The organism is Pannonibacter sp. Q-1 (assembly GCF_054073275.1).
In genome coordinates, this window is record NZ_JBSXNB010000005.1 from 401,500 (window position 1) to 422,540 (window position 21,041).

The 21,041-nt window shown below is 63.9% G+C and carries 25 protein-coding genes; 21 read left to right on the plus strand and 4 right to left on the minus strand.

Features of this window, described 5'->3' with window-relative positions; genetic code table 11:
* Positions 1-5: 5 nt before the first annotated feature.
* The 3 genes from ACVNHC_RS16770 to ACVNHC_RS16780 all read right to left on the minus strand — a co-directional run bounded on the left by ACVNHC_RS16770 (position 6) and on the right by ACVNHC_RS16780 (position 1,113).
* Complete coding sequence (locus ACVNHC_RS16770; RefSeq protein WP_457168168.1) at positions 6-335, minus strand: hypothetical protein; 330 nt, start codon at positions 333-335, stop codon at positions 6-8.
* A gap of 68 nt (positions 336-403) precedes the next feature.
* Complete coding sequence (locus tag ACVNHC_RS16775) at positions 404-841, minus strand: cobalamin biosynthesis protein (protein ID WP_457168170.1); 438 nt, start codon at positions 839-841, stop codon at positions 404-406.
* Positions 838-1,113: a hypothetical protein gene (locus ACVNHC_RS16780; RefSeq protein ID WP_457168172.1), complete on the minus strand. Its 276-nt coding sequence runs from the start codon at positions 1,111-1,113 to the stop codon at positions 838-840. Before ACVNHC_RS16780 ends, ACVNHC_RS16775 begins: the two co-directional genes overlap by 4 nt.
* Before the next feature lie 406 nt (positions 1,114-1,519).
* Here ACVNHC_RS16780 and ACVNHC_RS16785 point away from each other — a divergent pair, with 406 nt between their 5' ends.
* The 4 genes from ACVNHC_RS16785 to ACVNHC_RS16800 all read left to right on the plus strand — a co-directional run bounded on the left by ACVNHC_RS16785 (position 1,520) and on the right by ACVNHC_RS16800 (position 4,611).
* Positions 1,520-1,939: a DUF2946 domain-containing protein gene (locus tag ACVNHC_RS16785; protein ID WP_058898129.1), complete on the plus strand. Its 420-nt coding sequence runs from the start codon at positions 1,520-1,522 to the stop codon at positions 1,937-1,939.
* Positions 1,940-2,023: 84 nt separating this feature from the next.
* Positions 2,024-3,454, plus strand: coding sequence for a PepSY-associated TM helix domain-containing protein (locus tag ACVNHC_RS16790; protein ID WP_457168174.1), 1,431 nt, complete (start codon positions 2,024-2,026; stop codon positions 3,452-3,454).
* Positions 3,455-3,576: 122 nt separating this feature from the next.
* A complete protein-coding gene (locus ACVNHC_RS16795; RefSeq protein ID WP_050474381.1) occupies positions 3,577-3,981 on the plus strand; it encodes a carboxymuconolactone decarboxylase family protein in 405 nt (134 codons plus the stop codon).
* A 102-nt stretch (positions 3,982-4,083) separates the two neighbouring features.
* Entirely contained in the window at positions 4,084-4,611 is a 528-nt protein-coding gene (locus ACVNHC_RS16800; protein WP_123193466.1) for a glycine cleavage system protein R, read from the plus strand.
* A gap of 350 nt (positions 4,612-4,961) precedes the next feature.
* On the opposite strand, the gene ACVNHC_RS16805 is transcribed toward ACVNHC_RS16800, so the two are convergent.
* Positions 4,962-6,260 carry an Hsp70 family protein gene (locus tag ACVNHC_RS16805; protein ID WP_123193467.1) on the minus strand — a complete coding sequence of 433 codons (1,299 nt, stop codon included), beginning with the start codon at positions 6,258-6,260 and terminating at the stop codon, positions 4,962-4,964.
* A 232-nt stretch (positions 6,261-6,492) separates the two neighbouring features.
* On the opposite strand from ACVNHC_RS16805, the gene flgB reads away from it, so the two are divergent.
* From flgB to ACVNHC_RS16890, 17 genes are all read left to right on the plus strand, one after another.
* Positions 6,493-6,873, plus strand: a complete 381-nt coding sequence (gene flgB / locus ACVNHC_RS16810; RefSeq protein ID WP_050474384.1) for a flagellar basal body rod protein FlgB — start codon at positions 6,493-6,495, stop codon at positions 6,871-6,873.
* 3 nt (positions 6,874-6,876) lie between these two features.
* Positions 6,877-7,293: a flagellar basal body rod protein FlgC gene (flgC, locus tag ACVNHC_RS16815; protein WP_050474385.1), complete on the plus strand. Its 417-nt coding sequence runs from the start codon at positions 6,877-6,879 to the stop codon at positions 7,291-7,293.
* Positions 7,294-7,295: 2 nt separating this feature from the next.
* Positions 7,296-7,637, plus strand: coding sequence for a flagellar hook-basal body complex protein FliE (locus tag ACVNHC_RS16820; protein ID WP_026355490.1), 342 nt, complete (start codon positions 7,296-7,298; stop codon positions 7,635-7,637).
* Positions 7,638-7,687: 50 nt separating this feature from the next.
* Positions 7,688-8,476: a flagellar basal-body rod protein FlgG gene (flgG, locus tag ACVNHC_RS16825; protein WP_050474386.1), complete on the plus strand. Its 789-nt coding sequence runs from the start codon at positions 7,688-7,690 to the stop codon at positions 8,474-8,476.
* Positions 8,477-8,504: 28 nt separating this feature from the next.
* The gene (gene flgA, locus ACVNHC_RS16830; RefSeq protein ID WP_050474387.1) at positions 8,505-8,969 is read left to right on the plus strand and encodes a flagellar basal body P-ring formation chaperone FlgA; all 465 of its coding nucleotides are present in this window, start codon (positions 8,505-8,507) and stop codon (positions 8,967-8,969) included.
* 2 nt (positions 8,970-8,971) lie between these two features.
* A complete protein-coding gene (gene flgI, locus ACVNHC_RS16835; RefSeq protein WP_050474388.1) occupies positions 8,972-10,084 on the plus strand; it encodes a flagellar basal body P-ring protein FlgI in 1,113 nt (370 codons plus the stop codon).
* Positions 10,085-10,332: 248 nt separating this feature from the next.
* Positions 10,333-10,929 (plus strand): MotE family protein, encoded by a 597-nt coding sequence (locus ACVNHC_RS16840; protein ID WP_058898123.1) that lies wholly within the window; start codon positions 10,333-10,335, stop codon positions 10,927-10,929.
* Entirely contained in the window at positions 10,929-11,633 is a 705-nt protein-coding gene (gene flgH / locus ACVNHC_RS16845) for a flagellar basal body L-ring protein FlgH (RefSeq protein WP_050474389.1), read from the plus strand. Before ACVNHC_RS16840 ends, flgH begins: the two co-directional genes overlap by 1 nt.
* Before the next feature lie 23 nt (positions 11,634-11,656).
* Positions 11,657-12,163, plus strand: coding sequence for a flagellar basal body-associated FliL family protein (locus tag ACVNHC_RS16850; protein WP_050474390.1), 507 nt, complete (start codon positions 11,657-11,659; stop codon positions 12,161-12,163).
* Positions 12,160-12,909, plus strand: coding sequence for a flagellar type III secretion system pore protein FliP (fliP, locus tag ACVNHC_RS16855; protein WP_122519159.1), 750 nt, complete (start codon positions 12,160-12,162; stop codon positions 12,907-12,909). Before ACVNHC_RS16850 ends, fliP begins: the two co-directional genes overlap by 4 nt.
* A 263-nt stretch (positions 12,910-13,172) precedes the next feature.
* Positions 13,173-14,093: a flagellin N-terminal helical domain-containing protein gene (locus ACVNHC_RS16860; protein WP_050474392.1), complete on the plus strand. Its 921-nt coding sequence runs from the start codon at positions 13,173-13,175 to the stop codon at positions 14,091-14,093.
* 144 nt (positions 14,094-14,237) lie between these two features.
* A complete protein-coding gene (fliF, locus tag ACVNHC_RS16865; protein ID WP_050474393.1) occupies positions 14,238-15,878 on the plus strand; it encodes a flagellar basal-body MS-ring/collar protein FliF in 1,641 nt (546 codons plus the stop codon).
* Positions 15,878-16,513, plus strand: coding sequence for a hypothetical protein (locus ACVNHC_RS16870; protein WP_457168181.1), 636 nt, complete (start codon positions 15,878-15,880; stop codon positions 16,511-16,513). Before fliF ends, ACVNHC_RS16870 begins: the two co-directional genes overlap by 1 nt.
* Complete coding sequence (locus ACVNHC_RS16875) at positions 16,510-17,922, plus strand: MotB family protein (RefSeq protein ID WP_457168183.1); 1,413 nt, start codon at positions 16,510-16,512, stop codon at positions 17,920-17,922. Before ACVNHC_RS16870 ends, ACVNHC_RS16875 begins: the two co-directional genes overlap by 4 nt.
* Complete coding sequence (locus ACVNHC_RS16880; protein ID WP_457168185.1) at positions 17,922-19,181, plus strand: chemotaxis protein; 1,260 nt, start codon at positions 17,922-17,924, stop codon at positions 19,179-19,181. Before ACVNHC_RS16875 ends, ACVNHC_RS16880 begins: the two co-directional genes overlap by 1 nt.
* A gap of 2 nt (positions 19,182-19,183) precedes the next feature.
* The gene (locus ACVNHC_RS16885; RefSeq protein WP_457168187.1) at positions 19,184-20,482 is read left to right on the plus strand and encodes a flagellar hook-length control protein FliK; all 1,299 of its coding nucleotides are present in this window, start codon (positions 19,184-19,186) and stop codon (positions 20,480-20,482) included.
* Positions 20,439-21,020: a transglycosylase SLT domain-containing protein gene (locus ACVNHC_RS16890; RefSeq protein WP_208977582.1), complete on the plus strand. Its 582-nt coding sequence runs from the start codon at positions 20,439-20,441 to the stop codon at positions 21,018-21,020. The genes ACVNHC_RS16885 and ACVNHC_RS16890 overlap by 44 nt, the downstream gene beginning before the upstream one ends.
* The last annotated feature ends 21 nt before the right edge of the window (positions 21,021-21,041 follow it).

Sequence of the window (21,041 nt, forward strand, 5' to 3'; positions counted from 1 at the left end):
GCGGCTCACTTGCGCGGTGCGTGGCGCAGAATGCGGTAGCTGTAGCCGTCGCCCTCGCAGCCGATCCACTTGCTGCCCGGCTCCGGCGCGATGTTGACCGCGACCCGCAGCGGCTTCTTGCGGTTGCCCGAGCGCTCGTAGGTCACCCTTTGCTTCTGCGCCGTGTTGTTGCGGATCACGATGCCGCCGGCGTTGGCGGGGCACTGGCGGTCGAAGGCAGTGCCGGTGATCGCAACCGGCTGGTCCGAGCCTTCCGCCCGCTTCTCGCCTGTCGTTGCGGCACAGCCGCCAGAGGCGAGGGTGAGGGCGATCAGGGCGTATTTTGTCGCAGACATGTCTGAGGTTCCCATCATTCGCAAGGCGTCCCGTCCTTCTGGACAGGGACTTGTAGTCCGTCTCTTGCCTATTCTTGTGGCAATGCCATGGCCGCAGCCAGAGCGATGGCCGCCCGTGCTGACTTGCGTCTGGCAAGCACCAGATGCCCGCCCGGTCCTGCGGCGGCCAGCGCTGCGCCCTCGCAGACGCTGTGGCAGCCGACAGCCGCAAAAACACGCGCCGAAGGGGTGGCCAGACGCGGTGTTTCCTGCTCCAGCCGCGTTGCGCCGAAAGCAAGCAGCGGCACGCCGAAATGCGCCGCGAGCGCGCCGATGGCCGCCTCCCCGGCCTTGAGATCCAGCGTGGCGACGGCGGCAACAGCTTCCGCCGGAAGGCCTGCCTCCTCCAATGCGGCGCCCGCCAGACTGATCAGCTCCGCAGAAGCGCAGCCCTGGCTGCAGCCGGCTCCAACAATCACCAGCCGGGCGCCGTGTGGCAGGTGCCCGGATGCGGCAGCGGCGGTCATGGGTCCTGCTTGTCCTGCGCCTTTTCCTCGCGCAGGGAAGGCAGGCGCTTGGGCCTTATGGAAAGATCGCCGGGCTTGGCGGCTGCGTCAGGGGCGGGCGGTGCCGTGACCACCTGCGTATGCATCTTGCGTCCCCGTGCCTTGCGGGGGGGCTCACCGGAGGCTGAACCGCCATGTGACAGGAAACCGAGGGACTTCAGCCCCTTCGAATTGCCAGACTTGCCTGACTGCACGCCTTGAGGCACCGCTGCTGCGCTACGGATGGACCGCATGGGAGCGGGAGCCTCAGGTGCAGGGGAGGGCGCAGCCTGCCTGGGTAGTGGCCCTGCCTGATTGGCAAGCGCTGCCACGCCCGCCCGCCGTCTGGATGGCTGGGTGCCTGTTTCGCCCTCTGGCAGACCGGAGCCATCAGGGCCATTGCCCAGTCCTCTGCCCTGCCCGCTTCCCAGTCCCTTCACGTCAGTCTCTCCTGCTGGCGGGGCGCTGCCAGAAGCCGCGCCGGATAGGTCACACACCGGAAAAAGAGCGCGCATGAGCCGCCGCGCGCCGTCAGGCCCGACCCTAGTTGAGCCATCCTGCTCTCGCAAGGTCCGGGTTTCCCCTATTGTTCCAAAGAAGGTGATCGGCTAGACAGCAAGAGAGGAAAGCTTGCACCGGGCAGGCTGGGGGCTTACGCGTTTGTCTTCCCTATGGACAGATCTGCGCCATGATGCGCGCGTGCTGGCGGTGTGGATTGCACTGCTCGCCGTGCTGTTTCATGCCCTCATTCCAGCCGGTTTCATGCCCGGCCGTTCCAGTGGCGGCGAGTTTACGATCGTCATCTGCTCTCCCTCCATGATGGAAGGGCTGCAGACCATGACGATGGATGCGTCTGGCGAGGAAAAGCCCGCAGGCCCGGAAGACCAGCGCAAGGGCAAGGGGCAGGCTGCGCCGTGTTCCTTCGCAGCCGTTCTGGCACTGGCCACTCCTGAAGCCTCTCCCGCCCTGCCTCTGCCGGTTCTCTCCGGCGGCCGTCTTCTCTCCGTTTTCGACAATGCAGGCCACACGGCGGGTATTTATGCCGGTGCCGGGGCGCGCGCGCCGCCCGTTCTGATCTGATCCCCTCACCTTTCATTCCAGAACACCCTGCCGGTTGATGCTGCGTGCCTTGAAGCGCGCGTCTCCGGCCATGAGGATCAGACCATGACCGATGTTGTTTCCGGCACCGCGCAGGATGCGGACCGCGCCGCCGATGCTTCTCTTCTCGCAGCTTTCTACCGTGCCGCCTGGCGCTGGCATTTCTATGCGGGCCTGTTTGTCGTGCCCTTCTTCTGCATCCTTGCCGTCACCGGCATGATGATGATGTACATCGGCTACTTTGATGGCCGGGATGGCGAGAACATCCGCGTGACCGTGCCGCAGGGTGCGGTGGCGATGGCTGTCTCCGAGCAGGCGGACAAGGCCGTTGCCGCGCTTGGCGGCGGCACAATGGTGGAATGGCTCAGCCCCCGTGCCGAAGACCGGGTCGGCGTCTTCCGCATCCGCACGGATGCAGGGCAGGAGATGGTGGCCATCAACCCCTACACGGGCGATGTGGTGGAGACCTGGGGCCGCCGCGCCGGCTGGTATGACTTGGCCGACGACATTCACAGCGACCTCCTGCTGGGCACGCCCGGCGACCGGATGCTGGAGATCGCCGCCGGTTTCGGCATCATTCTGATCATCACCGGCCTTTACATGTGGTGGCCGCGCGAGGGCGGGCTCGGTGCCGTTCTGCTGCCGCGCTTCAATCAGAAGGGCCGTGCCTTCTGGAAGACGCTGCATGGCACGGTTGGCTTTTATCTCTCCGCCTTCCTGCTGCTGTTCCTTCTCTCCGGCATGTCCTGGACGGGCGTCTGGGGCTCGAAGCTGACACAGGCCTGGAGCACCTTCCCGGCAGAAAAGTGGGACAACGTGCCCCTGTCTGACGTGACCCATGCCGAAGCCCTGAACCATGACGGCGTTGCCAATGTGCCCTGGGCTCTGGAACAGACGATGATGCCTGCCTCCGGTTCCACCGGCGGCGTGATCGGGGTGGCGCCGGGTGTTGCCGTCGATATCGACAGCCTTGCCTCGCTCGCCAGGGCCGTGGGCTTCAACGCCCGCTACCGCATCTCCTATCCGAAGGGCGAAACCGGCGTCTGGAGCATCAACCAGGACACCATGAGCTCGGACGCGGCTGATCCCTTCTCCGACCGCACCGTGCATGTGGACCGCTATACGGGCCGCATTCTCGCCAGCGTCGGCTTCGAGGACTACTCGGTTGCCGGCAAGGTGATGGCCGTCGGTGTTCCGCTGCACATGGGGCTCACGGGCTTGTGGAACCTGATGCTGAACACGGTGATCTGCCTGTCGGTGATCTTCCTGTCCCTCAGCTCGGTGGTTCTGTGGTGGAAGCGCCGCCCGGCGCGCGGCGGTGCCCGTCTGTTCGCGCCGCAGGTGCCTGCCAATCTGCCGCACTGGCGCAGCGCCATGCTGGTGATGCTGGCCGTGTCCCTGTTCTTCCCGCTGGTCGGCCTGACGCTGATCGCGGTGCTGGCGCTGGACATTCTGGTCATCTCCCGCATTTCGCCGCTGGCCCGCGCCCTGCGCTGAGCCTGAGGGTATGATCGTGAAAGGGCGCGGCAGGGGACTGCCGCGCCCTTTTGTCTTTGTCAGCAGGTGTTTCCCTGCCGCCATAAAGCGGTCTAGTCTGGCACTCCCAAGGGAGGACCGACATGGCGACAGTCAGACTGATTTCCGATGCAGAGGCCGGGCCGCAGGTGGCAGCCGTCTTTGCCGACATCCGCAAGACGCGCGGCACCGATTTCATCAACAATTTCTGGCGCGCACTGGCGGCTGACCCGGCCGCACTGGAGCGCACTTGGGCCGAGGTGAAGGCGGTCATGGCGGCGCCAGGCAGCCTTGATCCGCTCACCCGCGAGATGATCTACATCGCCGTGTCGGTGGCCAACGGCTGCTCCTATTGCGTTCACTCGCACACCGCTGCCGCCCGCGCCAAGGGCATGAGCGAGGCGCAATATGGCGAGCTTCTGTCCGTCATCGGCCTTGCCGCCAAGACCAACCATCTGGTGACGGCGCTGCAGGTTCCCGTTGATCCGCAGTTTGATATGAACACCTGACGCCCGATAGGCTTTGCCTCCAGCCCGGAGCATGCCTAAGGTGCGAGCAGAAGGGGCGGGCCGTATGACGGCCTGCCGGACATATCGAGAGGAAGAAGAGCCATGGGCCGCCATATCGTTCTGACTGCCATCGCCAAGGACCGGCCGGGCCTTGTGGATGCGCTGGCCGGTGTCATCGCCGCAGCAGGCGGCAACTGGCTGGAAAGCTCCATGGCGCGCCTCGGCGGCGAATTTGCGGGCATCGTCAGCGTCGATGTGCCGGAAGACCGGGCGGCGGAGCTGGAAGCAGCTCTTGCTGCGCTGTCGGAACAAGGCATTTCCGTCAGTGTGGTTCGCGGCGGTGGCGGCAATGGCGCCATCGGGCGCCGTCTGCGGCTGGATCTGGTCTGTCAGGACCAGCCGGGCATCCTGCGTGCAGTCACGCAGGTGATTGCCGCGCAAGGCGCCAGCATCGAGACGCTGGAAACAATCGTCTCTCCCGGCTCCATGTCGGGCGAACTGCTCTTCCGTGCCAGCGCCGACCTGATCCTTCCGGACAGCACCAGCATCGCCAGCCTCGAAGCCGCCATCCAGGCGATTGCCGCCGACATCATGGCGGACATCGAGATGAGCGAGGACACGGAGGACTGAGAGGCTGTTTGGGCACCACGGCACGGCGTTTCAGCCCCCCCTCCCCCTTGTGGGGAGGGGTGAGGGGTGGGGGGAAAGCCTTTCCGTCTGGCAGGGAACTCATTGTTTCAGGACGCCCGTTCCTGTCGATTTCTCTTCAGAAAAACATCGATGCTTCAGATATTTGCAAGGTCAGAGCCCCCCACCCCTCACCCCTCCCCACCAGGGGGAGGGGTGCGGAGGCGTCCTGCCATAAACGGGATACATCACTGCGCGCTCTTATCCGCGCCAATATGTCAAGCCGGTAGCCCACAAGAAGGTGCAGGCGGAAAGGCTGTGCCGGTGAGATCAAGCGCTCCCCATCTCCCGCCTTAGGCTGCCACGGCCCAGGCGGCGGCGTCTTCACGGGCGCCGATGAGGGAGAGGCCCTTGGCGACAGAGGACATTTCCTCCCCGCCTGACAGGCGCTCCGCTCCGAAGCGGTCTGCGAAGAGCTTGCGGATCGCGGGCACGAAGGAGGTGCCGCCGGTCAGGAACACCTTGTCCACGTCCTTTGCATCCAGGTTGGCGCTGGCGAGCGTTGCCGTCAGCGCGTCGCTGATGCGGGTGAGGTCGTGGGCGATCCACTCCTCGAAGTCCGCCCGGCGCACGGTGGCGGCGAAGTCCTTGCCGATGGGGGCAAAGCGCAGTTCCGTTTCCTCATCGAAGGACAGCCGCGCCTTGGCATCCGAAACGGCCTTGTAGAGCGGATAGCCCTGATCGGTATCGACCAGCTCGATGAACAGTTCGATCTTGTCCTGATCGAGACAGGAACTCAGCATCTTCTTCAGCTCGCGGTAATCGGCGGAAGCCTTGAAGACCGACAACATGTGCCAATGGGCGAAGTTGGAGAAAAGATTCGGCGGCACTTCCAGCACCTTGCCCATGCTGCGGTACTGGCTGCCCTTGCCCAGTTCCGGCAGGATCACCTTGTCGACGATGCGGTAATCCAGCGTGTTGCCGGCAATGCCGAGGCCGCCATGGCCCAGCGGCTCGGCCGTGAGGCCGCCGGCATTGCGGGCAAAGCGCATCAGCGAAAAGTCGGTGGTGCCGCCGCCGAAGTCGGCGACGAGAACGGTGGCCTCGCCCTCAAGCCGCTGTGCATAGGCAAAAGCCGCTGCCACGGGCTCATAGACGAACAGCACTTCCTCAAAACCGAAGCGGGAGAGGGCCGAGCGGTAGCGCTGCATCGCCAGCGCATCATCCGGTGCGCCGCCCGCAAAGGTCACCGGGCGGCCGATGACCAGCCGCCCGCCGCCCGTATCCAGCGCCTCGTCGCGGTGCGCTCCGGCGCGGCGCAGGAAGGTCTCCAGCAGGTCCTCGAATTCATAATGGGTGCCGAATACGCCGGTGCCCTTGAACAGCTTGCTGGCAACAAAGGTCTTGAGCGACTGCAGGAAGCGGCACTCGCCCGTGTGGTCCATGAACTGGCGGATGGCCCACTGGCCGACGTCGGCGCGCTCGTCCGGATGGACGCCGCGCGGCGGCTCCAGGAAGGACAGCACGGAAGGCAGGCTGTCCACCTGATCCGGAGCATGACCGAAGGTGATGCTGCTGGCATTGCCTGCCGCGGTGCAGGCGGTCAGCACCGTGTTGGACGTGCCGAAATCAAGACCGATGGCCGGACGCATGGCGGGCTCCCTGAAATGTCGCTGGAGTGGGACGCCGTGCAGGCGCGCAAGGGACGTGCGCATTAGCCGATCCCGCCGCCTTGCGCAAGGGCAGGGGCCGGTTTTCTGCCTGTCCGGCCGATGCCTTCCCGCCTGCGCCAGCCGTACCGGCAGGGCCGGGGTCGAAAGCCTCGGACAAGGTTGACGCCCTAGTGCTGTTACCGAACGCCACAACAGGCTTCGGAGAGCGACGTTGGAACCTGTCTATCTGAACAGTCTTGCATCCCGTCAGGCCGACTGGCTGTCGGTGCGCCAGGCAACGGTGGCGCAGAACATCGCCAATGCCAACACGCCCGGCTATGCCGCCCGCGACATCGAGGCTTTCACCACACTTCTGGATGAAACCAGCCTGGTGATGACCGCAACCCACGGCCGCCACATGGGCAGCCTCGGGGATGCGCCCGAAGCGTCCAAGGTTGGCAAGGCGGAAAGCTGGGATGTTTCCCACTCCGGCAACAGCGTCAATCTGGAGCAGGAACTGATGAAGGCGGGTGAAGTTTCGCGCGACCATGCGCTCAACACCAGCATCATCAAGTCCTTTCACCGCATGTATCTGGCAAGCCTGAAGGGATAAGTGATGATCGACCCGCTGGCCGCAACTCTCAAGATCTCCGCTTCCGGCCTGCGCGCCCAGTCCGACCGTCTTCGCATCGTGTCGGAGAATCTGGCCAATGCGCAATCGACTGGCAAGACGCCGGGCTCGGATCCTTACAAGCGCAAGACCATCACCTTCGAAAGCGAGGTTGACCGGGCATTGTCCGCTGATCTGGTGAAGGTCAAGGGCATCGGGTCCGACAAGGCGCCTTTCAACGTTGAGTACGATCCGGGCCATCCGGCTGCCGACGAAAATGGCTACGTGAAGATGCCGAATATCAACATGCTGGTCGAAATGGCCGACATGCGCGAGACGAACCGCTCCTACGAAGCCAACCTGAAGATGATGACGCAGGCCCGCAGCATGATCATGCGCACCATCGACCTTCTGAGGGATTGAAGATGATCGACCAGATTTCCGCCATCAAATCCGCCGGTGACGGTATCACGTCGCAGGTCTCCCAGACCCGCTATGTTGCAGGCGGCGTGCCGCTGGGCGGCACAGCGCCCGCCAATGCGGTGCCCGAGGTCAGCTTCACGGACACCATGGCCTCCGTGACGCAGGAAGCCATCGAGCGCGTGAAGGAAGGTGAAGCCGTTTCGATCGCCGGCATCAGCGGCAAGGCGTCGGCCCAGCAGGTGGTGGAAGCCGTGATGGCCGCCGAGGCCTCTCTGCAAACCGCCATCGCCATCCGCGACAAGGTGGTTTCCGCCTATCAGGAAGTCAGCCGCATGGCCATCTGAGGCTCCGGCCCGGATGACCAGGAATTCAGCCCGCACCAAGGGAGTTTGACATGAAAGCTCTGGCAATCGCAGCGACCGGCATGAGCGCCCAGCAGCTCAATGTCGAAGTCATCGCCAACAACATCGCCAACATCAACACCACCTCCTTCAAGCGGGCGCGGGCCGAGTTCACCGACCTGCTCTATCAGGCCGAGCGCCTGCAGGGGGTGCCGAACCGGGGCGGTGAGGATCCGGTGCCGGAAGGCGCACAGCTGGGTCTTGGCGTGCGTTCCGCCGCCATCCGCAAGCTGCACATCCAGGGCACCATGAACCAGACCGGCAACGAGCTGGACATGGCCATCGACGGGCGCGGCTGGTTCCAGGTAACCGGGCCGGAAGGCGAGCAGCTCTACACCCGAGCCGGCGCCTTCAACAAGAATGCCGAAGGCCGCATTGTGACGCTCGATGGCTATGCCATTGAACCGGCGATCATCATTCCGCCGGAGACCATTGAAGTCACCATCAATGAGTCCGGCACGGTCTTTGCCAAGGTGGCAGGTGAAGTGAACCCGCAGGAACTGGGGCAGCTGGCCATGACCAACTTTGCCAATGACGTCGGGCTTGAGCCCATCGGCGGCAACCTGTTCCGTGAAACCCCGGCCTCCGGCCCGGGCATTGCCGGTGTCGCCGGTGATCCGGGTTTCGGCATCATCCGCCAGGGCTACACGGAGGCCTCCAACGTCGATCCGGTGAAGGAAATCACCGAGCTGATCTCGGCGCAGCGCGGCTACGAAATGAACTCCAAGGTCATCAAGGCCGCGGACGACATGTTTGGCGTGGTGACGCAAGGGATCCGCTGATCCTTAGGAGCGGGCGAGGAGAGCAGCGATGCTGACACGGCTTTTCATCTGCATGATGCTGGCAGGCCTTGCCCTCACGGCCGCCATGACCGGTGCGCGCGCCTCTTCTCTGGATCTGCCGGTGCTGCGGTCCGGCGTCCGGCAGGGCGAGGTGATCAGTGCCGATCAGGTGATCATCCGCCGCTTCCCCTTGAGGACGGTTCAGCAGTTCTCCGTGGTTGCAACAAGGGAAGAGTTGGTGGGGCGTGTCGCCCGCCGCTCGCTGCAGCCGGGTGTGCCTGTGCCCGCAACCGCCGTTGCGGTGGAAACGGTGATCAAGCGCGGTGAACCTGCCCGCCTGATCTTCCGCGAAGGCGGCTTGCAGATCATTGCTCAGGTCGAGGCGCTGCAGAATGGGTCCGTCGGATCCTTCATCCGCGCCAGAAACATCGACAGCGGCCTCATCATCACCGGCCGGGTTCAGCCGGACGGCTCCATTCTGGTAGGTGATTGACCATGCGGCGGATTTTCCTTGCAGTTCTGGCCCTGGTCATGGGCGCCGCGAGCCTTGCGGCGCCTGCCAGCGCCATGGTGCGCATCAAGGACATTGCCTCGCTCCAGGGCGTGCGTGACAACCAGCTGGTCGGCTACGGCCTTGTCATCGGCCTGCAAGGGTCCGGCGACACGCTGCGCAATGCGCCTTTCACCGAACAATCCCTTCAGTCCATGCTCGACAGCATGGGCATCAACGTGCGTGACGCGCGCCTGCGCACCCGCAATGTCGCGGCTGTGGTGGTGACGGCAAACCTTCCGCCTTTCATTGGCCAGGGCTCGCGCATTGACGTCAATGTCTCGTCCCTCGGCGATGCATCCTCTCTGGCTGGCGGCACGCTGGTCGCCACGCCGCTGCTTGGCGCGGACGGGGCGGTTTATGCGGTGGCGCAGGGTGCTGTTGCGGTTTCGGGGTTTTCCGAAACCGGGCAGGCCGAGAGCCTGCGTCAGGGCATCCCGACGGTGGGGCGCATTCCCAATGGCGGCATGATCGAACGTAATCTACCGGACCGTTTCGCCAATATTCCCGGACTGGTGCTGGAACTGTCCAACCCGGACTTCCGCACGGCGGTGCGGGTGGCTGATGCCATCAACCGCTACACCAAGACCACCTATGGCGTTTCGTCAGCCCGTGAAAGAGATCACCGCTCCATCGATCTGACCCCGCCGGCCAAGGTCAGCCTCACCCGCTTCATGGCAGAAATCGAGGGGTTGATGGTGCAGCCGGATCAGTCGGCGCGCGTTGTCATCGATGAGCGGACGGGAACGGTGGTGATCGGCCGCGATGTGCAGATTTCAACTGTCGCCGTCACCCATGGCAATCTGACGGTCCGCATCACCGAGGCGCCGGAGGTGTCCCAGCCGCAGCCCTTTGGCAACGGTGAAACGGTGGTGACGCCGCGCACCTTCATTGATGCGGCTGAAAATGGCGGGCAGCTCGCCATCATCGGCGGCACCGACCTGCAGACGCTCGTGCGCGGTCTGAACCGCATCGGTCTCAAGCCGACCGGTATCATCGCCATCCTTCAGACGATCAAGACGGCAGGCGCCCTGCAGGCGGAACTGGTGATCCAGTAAGCCTTGCACGGTCAGCAATCCCGAATTCTCCCGGCAGCCCCCTGCCCACACAGCTCCGGGGGAGGGCACGGTCCGCAGCCTGATGGCTGTGGACCGTGCTGCATTTCAGCCTGCCCTTACGTCCGCCAGCCTGTCTCTTCCGAAAGTCTGCGCTGCCTTCACGGCATCCGGCCAAGCTCCGCACAAGCCTCGGCCGCCATAGTCGGGCCAACAGCGACTGGAAGGATTTCCTGCCCATGATCCCGTGCATGACCCCGGCTGGAGCCCTGCGCCCTTTGTTCCGGCGTTCTGTCTGCCGCATCCTGACTATCTCCTGCTTGCTGTCTCTGGCAGCGCTGGGTTTTGCAGCTCCGGCTGGCGCCCAGACGGCCTCCAACCTGCGCAATGCATCGGCTGCGGATCTTCCGGTGCCCGCCCCGGCCGAGCCTGGAGACGCGGGCGCGCCGAGCGATGCGGCGCTCTACTGCCAGAACATGGGCGGGGCGGCGAGTGATGCCCGTCTTGCCTGGCAGACATGGAATCTCATTGCGCTGGAAGAGCGGCTTCAGAACCGGATCCGCGAGCTGGAGCAGAAGCGCGCCGAATACGAGGAATGGGTCAAGCGGCGCGAGAAGGTTCTCGGCGAAGTCGAGGGGCATGTTGTGTCGATCTTTCAGCGCATGCGGCCGGAGGCGGCTGCAGCCCAGCTGGCGACGCTGGACGAAGATACGGCCGTTGCCGTGCTTGTGAAGCTCAATGCCCGCGCAGCCAGCCAGATCCTGGACGAAATGGATCCCGCCCGCGCGGCCCAGTTGACCCACTCCATGGCTGGACTTTCCAAATCCGAAGCACAGGGGAGCCTTTGATGCGCCTGTTGATCCCTTTCGCCCTTTGTCTTGTGTCAGCAGGTTGCGCAGGTCAGATGAATGAAATCGGCCGTGAGCCGGCGATGTCACCCGTGGGCTATGGCCTCGCGTCCCAGCCCGCCGCGGTCTATCCGCTCAACACCTTCAATCCGAGCGGCCGCAAGGACTACAATTCGCTCTGGGTTTCAGGCCGCGATGATTTCTTCTCCGATCCCCGCGCCCGCCGTGTTGGCGATGTCATCACCGTGCTGATTGCCATCAATGACAAGGCAACGCTGAACAACAATTCGGCGCGCGGGCGCGACGGCAAGCTCGGGATCGGTGGCGGCTTCTCGGCCAGTGCCGGCGGCTCGGGAACCTCGGCCGATCTTTCCTTCGACACCAAATCCGGCTCCTCCTCCAACTCGCGCGGTACCATCGACCGCAAGGAGGAGATCAAGCTGCAGGTTGCCGCGGTCGTCACCGACCGTCTGCCGAATGGCAACCTCGTCATCTCCGGGTCCCAGGAAGTCCGGGTGAACTACGAGATGCGCGTTCTCAACGTGGCCGGCATCGTCCGCCCGCGTGACATCGGCGGCAACAACACCATCGATTACAACAAGATTGCAGAAGCACGCGTGTCCTATGGCGGACGCGGGCGCATCTCGGAGATCCAGCAGCCTGCCTGGGGCCAGCAGGTCATCGACACGATCTCACCCTTCTGAGTGCCTGTTGAGGAGGCGTTTCCATGGCTGATCTTGCCAATGATCCTGATGGGCGGGATGGCTCGTCCGGCGGCTCCATCGGCAGCTTCATCCTGATCCTGTTTCTGCTGACGCTGCTTGGCGGGGGGATCGGTGCTGTCGCTGGTCTGCATTTCACGGAAACGGTCCGCAACGCTGTCGCCGGTCAGGCCGCAACGGCTGCGAAAGAGCCTGACGTGGAGCAGATTTATCTCGCTCCCGTGCGGCTCAGGTCGCTCAAGCCGCTGGTGACCAACCTGGCGGCTCCGCGCGAGGCCTGGGTGCGGCTGCAGGCCTCCGTGGTGATCGATCAGGAAGGCATCGATGATGTCATCGTCCTGCTTGGCTATATCGAAGAAGATGTCCTGGCCTATCTGCGCACCGTCACCCTGGCCCAGATCGAAGGAGCAGCCGGCCTTCAGCACCTGCGCGAAGATCTCAATGAGCGCGCCAAGGCCCGCTCCGGCGGCAAGGTGCGTGAGCTGATCCTTGAATCCCTGGTGGTGCAATGACACGCAGGCTGCTGACCGCCGTTCTTCTGCTGCTTGCGGGCACTGTTGCCGCCAGTGCGCAGGCCTTGCCGGATCTGTCCTCGCTGCTGCCCGCGGGTGAGGCCAGCGCCAGCGGCCGCATCGTGCAGGTGATTGCGCTCCTCACGGTGCTGTCGGTTGCCCCAGGCATTCTCATCATGGTGACGAGCTTCACCCGCTTTGCCATCGCCCTGTCGTTTCTGCGCTCCGGCATCGGCCTGCAGACGACACCGGGCAACCTGATCCTGATTTCCCTTGCCCTGTTCATGACCTTCTATGTCATGGCACCCACTTTCGACCGGGCGTGGAACGAGGGGGTCAAGCCGCTTCTGGCCAACGAGATCACCGAAGAGGTTGCCTATGAGCGGATCACCGATCCGTTCCGCGACTTCATGCTGTCGCAAGTGCGCGAGGCTGATCTGGTGCTGTTCGATGATCTGGCGGCCGGCCGGGTGACCAATGAAACCGCCGCCTCGCCGGACAAGGTCGAGTTGCGGGTCCTGATCCCGGCCTTCATGATTTCGGAACTGCGCCGGGGCTTCGAGATCGGCTTTCTGATCGTGCTGCCGTTCCTTGTGATCGACATGATTGTGGCCACCATCACCATGTCCATGGGCATGATGATGCTGCCGCCCACGGTGATCGCCCTGCCGTTCAAGGCCTTGTTCTTCGTGCTCATCGATGGCTGGAATCTGCTGGTGGGCAGTCTGGTGCGATCCTTTTTCTGAGAAAACGGACAGACGTGCTTCAAAGCATGGCGCGCCCCGCGCCGTGCCTTTTTGTTTCGAAGCGCGTGCATTTGCCCCTTGGCAACCGCACTTTTGTGATGCTAGCTTCTGGTCAGCTTCACGCAAGCCTGCAGCGCTAGCGTGAGTATCACAACAGGTTGAGCCCTTCCCACACTTTGAGGCTCAAAGGCATGATGCCGCCCTGCTGTACCGGTGAAAACCCGGTATGTCCCCTTCAACTTTCCATATGAAAGGGACTTGCTATGTCCAGCCTTCTGACTAATGCCTCCGCCATGACGGCGCTGCAGACCCTGAACAAGACCAACGCTTCCATGGCGCAGGTGCAGAGCCGCATCTCCACCGGCATGCGCGTTTCGACTGCTCAGGACAACGCCGCTTACTGGTCCATCGCCACCACGATGCGTTCCGACAACATGGCTCTCTCGGCCGTGAAGGATGCCCTGGGTCTGGGCGCTGCTACCCTCGACGTGCAGTACACCGCCATGGACAAGGCCAAGGAACTGGTCGACGACATCAAGTCCAAGCTCGTTGCTGCCCGTCAGCCGGGTGTGGACCGCGACAAGATCCAGTCGGACATCACCGAAATGCAGGGTCAGCTGAAGACCATTGCAGACTCTGCAGTGTTCAACGGTGAGAACTGGCTGTCGGTGAACTCCGCTGCAGCTGACTACAACGCCACCAAGTCCACTGTCGGCTCCTTCACGCGTGCTGGCGGTACGATCTCGATCGATACGATTGACATCGATATCACCCAGACCACGCTGTATGACAGCAACGGCCAGATCGGTATCCTGGACAAGGATCGCACTCTTGCCAGCGGTGGTGACGTCAAGGTGTCGACCATCAACATCTCGGCTCTGACGGACTCCGCAGCTGATCTCACCACTCTGGAAGAAACCATTGGTGCGGTCGATGATGCCCTGAAGGACATCACCAATGCAGCTACTCTGCTTGGCTCGGTCAAGACCCGTGTCGATACCCAGAAGAGCTTCGTGACCGCCCTGACCGACGCCATCGAGCGTGGTGTCGGCCAGCTGGTTGATGCTGACATGAACGCTGAATCGACCCGCCTGCAGGCCCTTCAGGTCCAGCAGCAGCTCGGTATCCAGGCTCTGTCGATCGCCAACTCCAGCAGCCAGAACATCCTCTCGCTGTTCCGTTGATTTCAAGCCGCCAGCCGGCCTGAAACAGGAAGCCGCGCCCTTCAAGGGTGCGGCTTTTCTGCTTTTGTGCGCCCGCAAGCCTCACGCCAGCCAGACCCGCGATAGTCAGGGCACGATCTCATCGACCTAGCACAGGGGTGTCGAATGCCGGGCCGTGAACATGCAGAAAAACTCTGGGCAAACCTCATGGAACTGGGCGTCAGGCGCCTTGTTGCCCTTGCACTCATCGGCATTGCCACGGTCGTCACGGTGGGGTTGGGGGCCTACTATCTCAGCCGCCCGCAAATGACGCCGCTTTATACCGGTCTTGAAGGAGACGACGTGAGCCGCATGGGCCAGGCCCTGCAGGACGCCGGTATCCTCTTCGACGTCAGCGCGGACGGGACCTCTGTCCTCGTGAGCCCCAGCTCGGCACCGCGCGCCCGCATGCTTCTGGCAGAGCGCGGCCTGCCCCGCGGCACAGGAACTGGGTATGAGCTGTTCGATAATCTGGGGTCGCTGGGCCTCACCTCCTTCATGCAGGACGTCACCCGGCTGCGCGCCATTGAAGGGGAACTGGCCCGCACCATTCAGCTGATGCAGGGCGTGCGGGCCGCGCGCGTCCACATCGTCATGCCGGAAAAGGGCTCCTTCCGCCGCGATCAGCAGCCGCCGTCAGCCTCTGTGGTCATCCGCGCGGACAACCGGGACGATGTGCGCACGGCAGATGCCATCCGGCACCTTGTGGCTGCAGCCGTTCCTGGGCTGACCTCGGACAAAGTGACGGTCCTCGATACCTCCGGCACGCTTCTGGCCTCGGGCGCCGATCCTGTGAATGCCTCCGCAGGCCAGATGGCCAGCCTCGAGACCGCCATCAGCACCCGCATTCAGGAGAGCATCCGCAAGACCCTCACTCCTTACCTCGGGCTGGACCATTTCCAGGTCAGTGTGGCTGCGACCCTCAACACGGACCGGCGCCGCGTGGCCGAGACGATCTTTGATCCGGATTCCCGCGTTGAGCGCTCCACCCGCAGCATCCGCCAGAGTGAGGCCTCGCAGAACGCCAGCACCCAGACCCCGACGACGGTGGAGCAGAACCTCCCCGATGAGCAAGTGCAGGCAAACGGCGGTGAGCGCTCCAGTGAGGAAAACCAGCGCCGTGAAGAGACGGTCAACTATGAGATTTCCACCAAGGTGATCGAGACCTCCCAGGAGGGCTACCAGGTGGAGCGCCTGTCCATCGCCGTTCTGGTGGACCGGGCACGTCTTGTCGAGGCGCTGGGTGGCAGTCCCGATCAGAACCAGATTGATGATCAGCTGAAGGAGATCCAGGAACTGGTTGCCTCCTCCGCCGGTGTCAGCTCAAACCGCGGGGATACCATCAAGGTGTCGATGGTCGAGTTCTTCGCCGGTGCGCGCGACATGCAGGCCGCCCCGCCGCTGTCGATCGCAGAGCTGCTCATCCGCCAGTCGGGCAATGTCATCAATGCCGTTGCGATCCTGGGTGTTGCCGGCCTTCTGATCTGGTTCGGCCTGCGTCCGGCGCTGTCGGTGCTGATCCCGCAGAGCACAGAAAAGCCTGCCGAGATTGCCGAAATGACCATGGATGGCTCTGCGGAGGCGCTGGCTGCACAGTTCGGCGGACAGGCTGCACTCGGTGGGCCGGATCACTCCCTGCTGCTGGCTGACCTGACGAACAAGATCAACCAGTCGCCGATCAAGAAGCTGGAATCCCTGCTTGAGCTGAATGAGGAGCAATCCGCTGCCATCCTGAAGCAGTGGATGTATGAGGCGGAGCGCGCCTGATGACCCCGAAACCCATCGCCTCGCGCCTGCCGGTGCTTTCCAGTCCCGTGTTCCAGCATCTCAGCAGCGCCGAAGTCATTATGGCTGAGGTGATGCCGGCGGTGGAACGCGCGCCGGAGCCGACCCTCGAAGAACGGCTTGCCGCCGAATATGCGCGCGGTGTCCGGGCTGGGCGGGAGGAAGCGCGCCTTGCTGCGGCTGAGGATCTGGAGGTTCAGGTTACCGCCCTCCGGTCAGAGGCCGCTGCTGCACGTGAAGCTTTCGAAGAAGAGCAGGCAAGACAACTCTCCGATGGCATTGCCAATGCCGTGGCCAGCCTGTCGGCCCGCATGTCTGATGCCGTCGAGCAGGTGCTTCTGCCGTTCCTGAAGGACGCCGTCCGGGAGCAGGCGGTCAGCCATTTCTCCGGGACACTCAAGGAATTGCTGACGGGGAGCGCTGCCACATTCGAGGTCAGCGGTCCGCATGAGCTCCTTGACCGGGTCATGCAGGAGCTTGGGCCGCTGGCAGGCTCCGTCATTGTCAAGCAGGGCGATACGCCGGAACTGCAGGCCGTGCTTGGAGACACGATCATCGAGACGCAGATGGCGGACTGGCTCAGGCGCCTCAAGACGATCCGGGAGACCGAAGAATGAGTGCAGGTCTGCAGGCTAACGAGATCATCATTGTCCGCCGCCGCGCGTCGCTTGAGACGGATACCGTCAAGGGCGGTGTCTGGAAGATTGCCTTCGCGGATTTCATGACCGCGATGATGGCCTTCTTCCTCGTCATGTGGCTGATCAACGTCACGGACGAGAGCGTTCGCAAGGGGGTTGCCCAGTATTTCAATCCCGTGAAGCTGACCTCCACGACCCAGACCCGCAAGGGACTGAATGATCCCGATGTGCCGGGGCCCGATGTGACCAATCCTGCCAAGATTGATGCGCAGATGGAGACCACGCCGGATCCGGACGGCAGCCCCGGCACCGCAAACGGCTCCGATGCGACCGGCTCGATGCCGTTGCGGGATGGCCTTGTTGCAGGGCGCCGTGCTGGAGAGTTCAATCCCACGCTCTCAGAGGCACAGCTCTTCAGCGATCCCTACGCCGTGCTGGATCAGCTGGTCGGCACGCTCGGGGATCAGCTGGAGGCCGGAGTGGCGCCTGAAACCGAAGGTATCGGGCAGCAGCAGACGGAAGGTGCCCAGGGCGGCGATGCGTTCCGCGACCCGTTTGATCCGATGTACTGGCAGTTTCTCCCCGGCCGCAAGACATCGGTACAGGAAGGCGGAGCCGCAGCGTCAGTGACAGGCCAGACGGCCATTGGCACCGTTGCCTTTGAAGCCCCGGCTTCCGGGGATGAAGGTGAGACACCTGCGCAGCCACAGGGAACAGCTGCCGCGCAGGTCGTCGAAACCGAGCCTGACGCTCCTTTGACGGCGGTCACGGTTCCCAAGCCGAAGGAGGGCGTTGCGCCTGCCGCTGAGACGGAGTCCGCACCGGTAGCGGTGGCGGCAGTGCCGCAGCAGGTCCCCGTGGCTGATGCATCTGCACCCACCGCGCCCGAAACGGTGCAGGCAGAACAGGCCGTATCGCGCACGGAAGCGGCCGTTTCCGAAATCCGCGAGGCGATTACCGCTTCTGCCAATGGCCAGCTGGCAGAGACGGCCAGCCGCATTGAAGTCTCGAGGCAGGACGGCGGTGTCCTGATCAGCCTGACGGATGCGGAGAACTTCGGCATGTTCGCAGTTGGCTCGGCTGAGCCGCGGCCGGAGCTCGTGAAGCTGATGGAGCGGATCGGTGCCGTCCTGTCGTCCCGTACAGGCAAGATCATCATCCGCGGCCACACGGACGCGCGGCCCTTCAGGTCTGCCAACAATGACAACTGGCGTCTGTCCACCTCCCGCGCTCACATGGCTCTCTACATGCTGGTGCGGGGCGGTGTCGACGCCGGCCGCATCGAGCGCGTGGAGGGCTATGCCGACCGCGAGCTGAAGCAGGCGGATGATCCCTATGCGCCGGCAAACAGGCGCATCGAGATCTTCCTGATGGAGGAGGGCGTGTGATGGCGGCCTTGTTTCCGTCGGGCCGCAGCCTTGCACTTGTGCGAAGCACGGCACTGACCCTCCTTCTGGCTCTGCCCCTTGCGCTGGCTCATGATGCGGCAGGGACACAAGCTGCAGCCCAGGACATTGCCGCCCTGCCTCAGGAGAGTGCGCCTTACGAAATGGTGCGCACCCTGCAGATGCTGCAGGGGCAGGTGGCGCAGGGCAACACCCAGGCCCATCAGGCACAGCGCGCCCTGCTGCAGCATATGAATGAGGTGTTTCTGGCAGCTCCGCCGTCCACCTGGGCAGATGCCCGCAATGCCCGAGCCGCCGTCATTCATCTGTTGAGTGGCGGGCATCCCAATGTCGTCCGCAGGCTTTTGACGCTGAAGGCAGCACCGGCCGTCGAGGAGGACCTCATGCGCGGCGCGCTGGCCTATGTGGATGGCCGGCCCGAAGAAGCCCGCCGCCTGCTGTCCGGTTACGATCCGATGGACATGGCGCCCAATCTGGGCGGTCAGGTTGCCCTGGTGCGTTCGGCTCTGGAAGTGGCAGACAATCCGAAAGAGGCGATGCGTCTGCTTGCCATCGCCCGTCTGCTCATGCCCGGCACGCTGGTTGAAGAGGCCGCATTGCGCCGTGAGGTCTTTGTTGCCGGCAAGCTGGGCGACATCGAGGGATTTCAGTCGCTTTCCATCCGCTATCTGCGCCGCTTCCGTGGCTCGATCTATGAGGGTGACTTCCGCCGGCGCTTCGGACTGGCGCTGGACTCGCTTGGGTTCAGCGAGAATGACGACCGTTTTGCCCTGCTGGAAAGTCTGCTGGCGGAATTTGATGAAGACACGCGCCGCGGTTTCTATCTGCGCCTGGCCCGCCGTGCCGTGGCCGGCGGGCATCTGACGATTGCCCGCAGGGCCTCGGAACGGGCCATGCCGTTGGCCATGTCCGGCACCTATGACGAGACCCAGCTGAAGCTCTACCAGGCCGCAGTGTCGTTACGCCCTGAGGACATCCACAGCACGCGTCAGCTGCTCTGGTCGATCGACCGCAAGAGCCTCACCCCGCAGGACCGGGATCTGATGGATGCGGCCTACATCGTTCTCAATCACGTGCGTCACTGGCCCGAGCCGCCACGCGGTGTGATCGGTGAATTCGGAGCCTATGCCATTCTGCCTCCACCGGCTGAGGCCTCCTGGAGCAAACCGGTGATGGGGCAGGCAGAGCGGCTGCTGAAACAGACGGAAGATCTGATGAGCAAACAGAAGGGGAGGCTCTGACCATGGCCATGATTGCAGCCACAGCGGCAGCACCGGCGGTGGCTTCCCAAGCTGCTGCGGGCAAGTCCGGAGCGCAGGAGGATGCCGGGAATGGCTTCTCCGATCTCATGCGCAAGATGACCCCGAAGGACGGTAGGCAGGAAAAGAGCGGCGAACAGACACCCGCCCCTGCAGATGGCACCACAGCCGGGGCGCCGGTTCAGACGCAAGGCGAAACCGCCGTGCCGGATCTGCTGGCGGGCCTGTTCGAAGTGCCTGTCCAGCCGGATACCGAAGAGGGTCCGGCTCAGTCCGGCGGCGCTGCCTCGCTGATGGCTGCGCTGGCGCAGCCGGATGGCGCTGCTGCCGGACAAATGCCCGTGTCTGCCGGGCAGACCCAACCACCTGTTGCCCATGCGTCTGCTGCTGCCCCACAGAGGGCGGCCGCGGAGCTTGCAGGCCCCTGGACCCAGGCGCCGCAGCCCGGTCTGCCGCAAGGAACGCCCCGGGGGCAGCCGCAGCCAGTGTCCCAGCCTCAGGCACAACAGGCCATGCCCTCCGGCCCGGTCATGCCCACCAGTGAGGATCTTGCCGGGCTGGATGATGCCGGCCTTATTTCGCGCCTGATCCGGCCGGATGGTCCTGCGAATGGAGAACCGGTGGATGATGCCGGTGCGCTGCGGGTTGCTGCAGGTATGGGCAAGGTCAATGTGACACGTGAGGAGACGCATTTTGCGCCGTCCTTGCGCCTGTCTCCGGCTCAACAGATCGGAACCGCGATCACGTCTGCGCTGACCACACCGCCGCAGCCTGATACGGCCCGCAGCGATGCAGCCGCGGCCGTCTTCCGCGTCCGTCCGGATGCGCCTGCGGTGAAGATGCTGGAGATCCAGCTGCAGCCGATGGAACTGGGCACGGTGAAGGTGACGATGAAGCTCTCCGGCGACACCGTGCAGGTGGTCATGACGGCAAGCAATCCCGACACGGCAGAGCTTCTGAAGCAGGACCGGCAGCTGCTGGACCAGATGATGCGTGCCACCGGCCACAAGGCGGACAGCATCACCATTCAGGCCGCCGGTGAGGACCGCCCGGCCTTTCAGGTGACAGGCGCACAGGCAGGGCAAGGCACGCAAGGCCAGGCCAGCGGCGATGGCCGGGGCGGCATGGCGCAGGGCCAGTTCGGAGAAGCCATGGGCGGCGGCAAGGATGGTCAGGGCGGCAACTCCGCCTCATCCGCCCAGGCAGACAACAGCAACGACGGCACGGAGGGGCAGCAGCATGCAACGGCGGGTGATGGCCGCAGCGGCGCTTTGTATCTTTGAGCTTCTTGCGGGCGGCGAGTTCGCCGCCCCGGCGCAGGCGGCTCCCGGGCAGGCCATCTGCGAGCGGGAAATGGCTGCAGCTGCAAAGGCCTATCAGATTCCTCTCGGTGTGCTCTACGCCGTCGGCCTGACGGAAACGGGCCGGCGGAACTCGCTCTCGCCCTATGCCCTCAACATCGAGGGAGCGGCCAGGTTTCCCGACAGTGCGAAGGCGGCCGAGCGCGAGGTGGCGGCGGCACGGGCGCAAGGCAAGAAGCTCATCGACGTGGGCTGTATGCAGATCAATCACCACTATCACGGCAAGCAGTTCCGCTCCGTCGCGCATATGCTGGAGCCGCAGGCCAACGTGCGTTACGCGGCAAGGTTCCTGAATGAACTGCATGCCCGCCAGGGCACCTGGACCATGGCTGTTGCGCGCTACCATGCCGGACCCAACAACAACCCGGCGCAGAAGCGCTACGTGTGCAAGGTCATCACCAATATGGTGGCCTCGGGATTTGGCAAATGGACGCCGGAAGCGAAAGCTTTTTGCAAATAAATGCCTCAAAAAGAAAAGAAC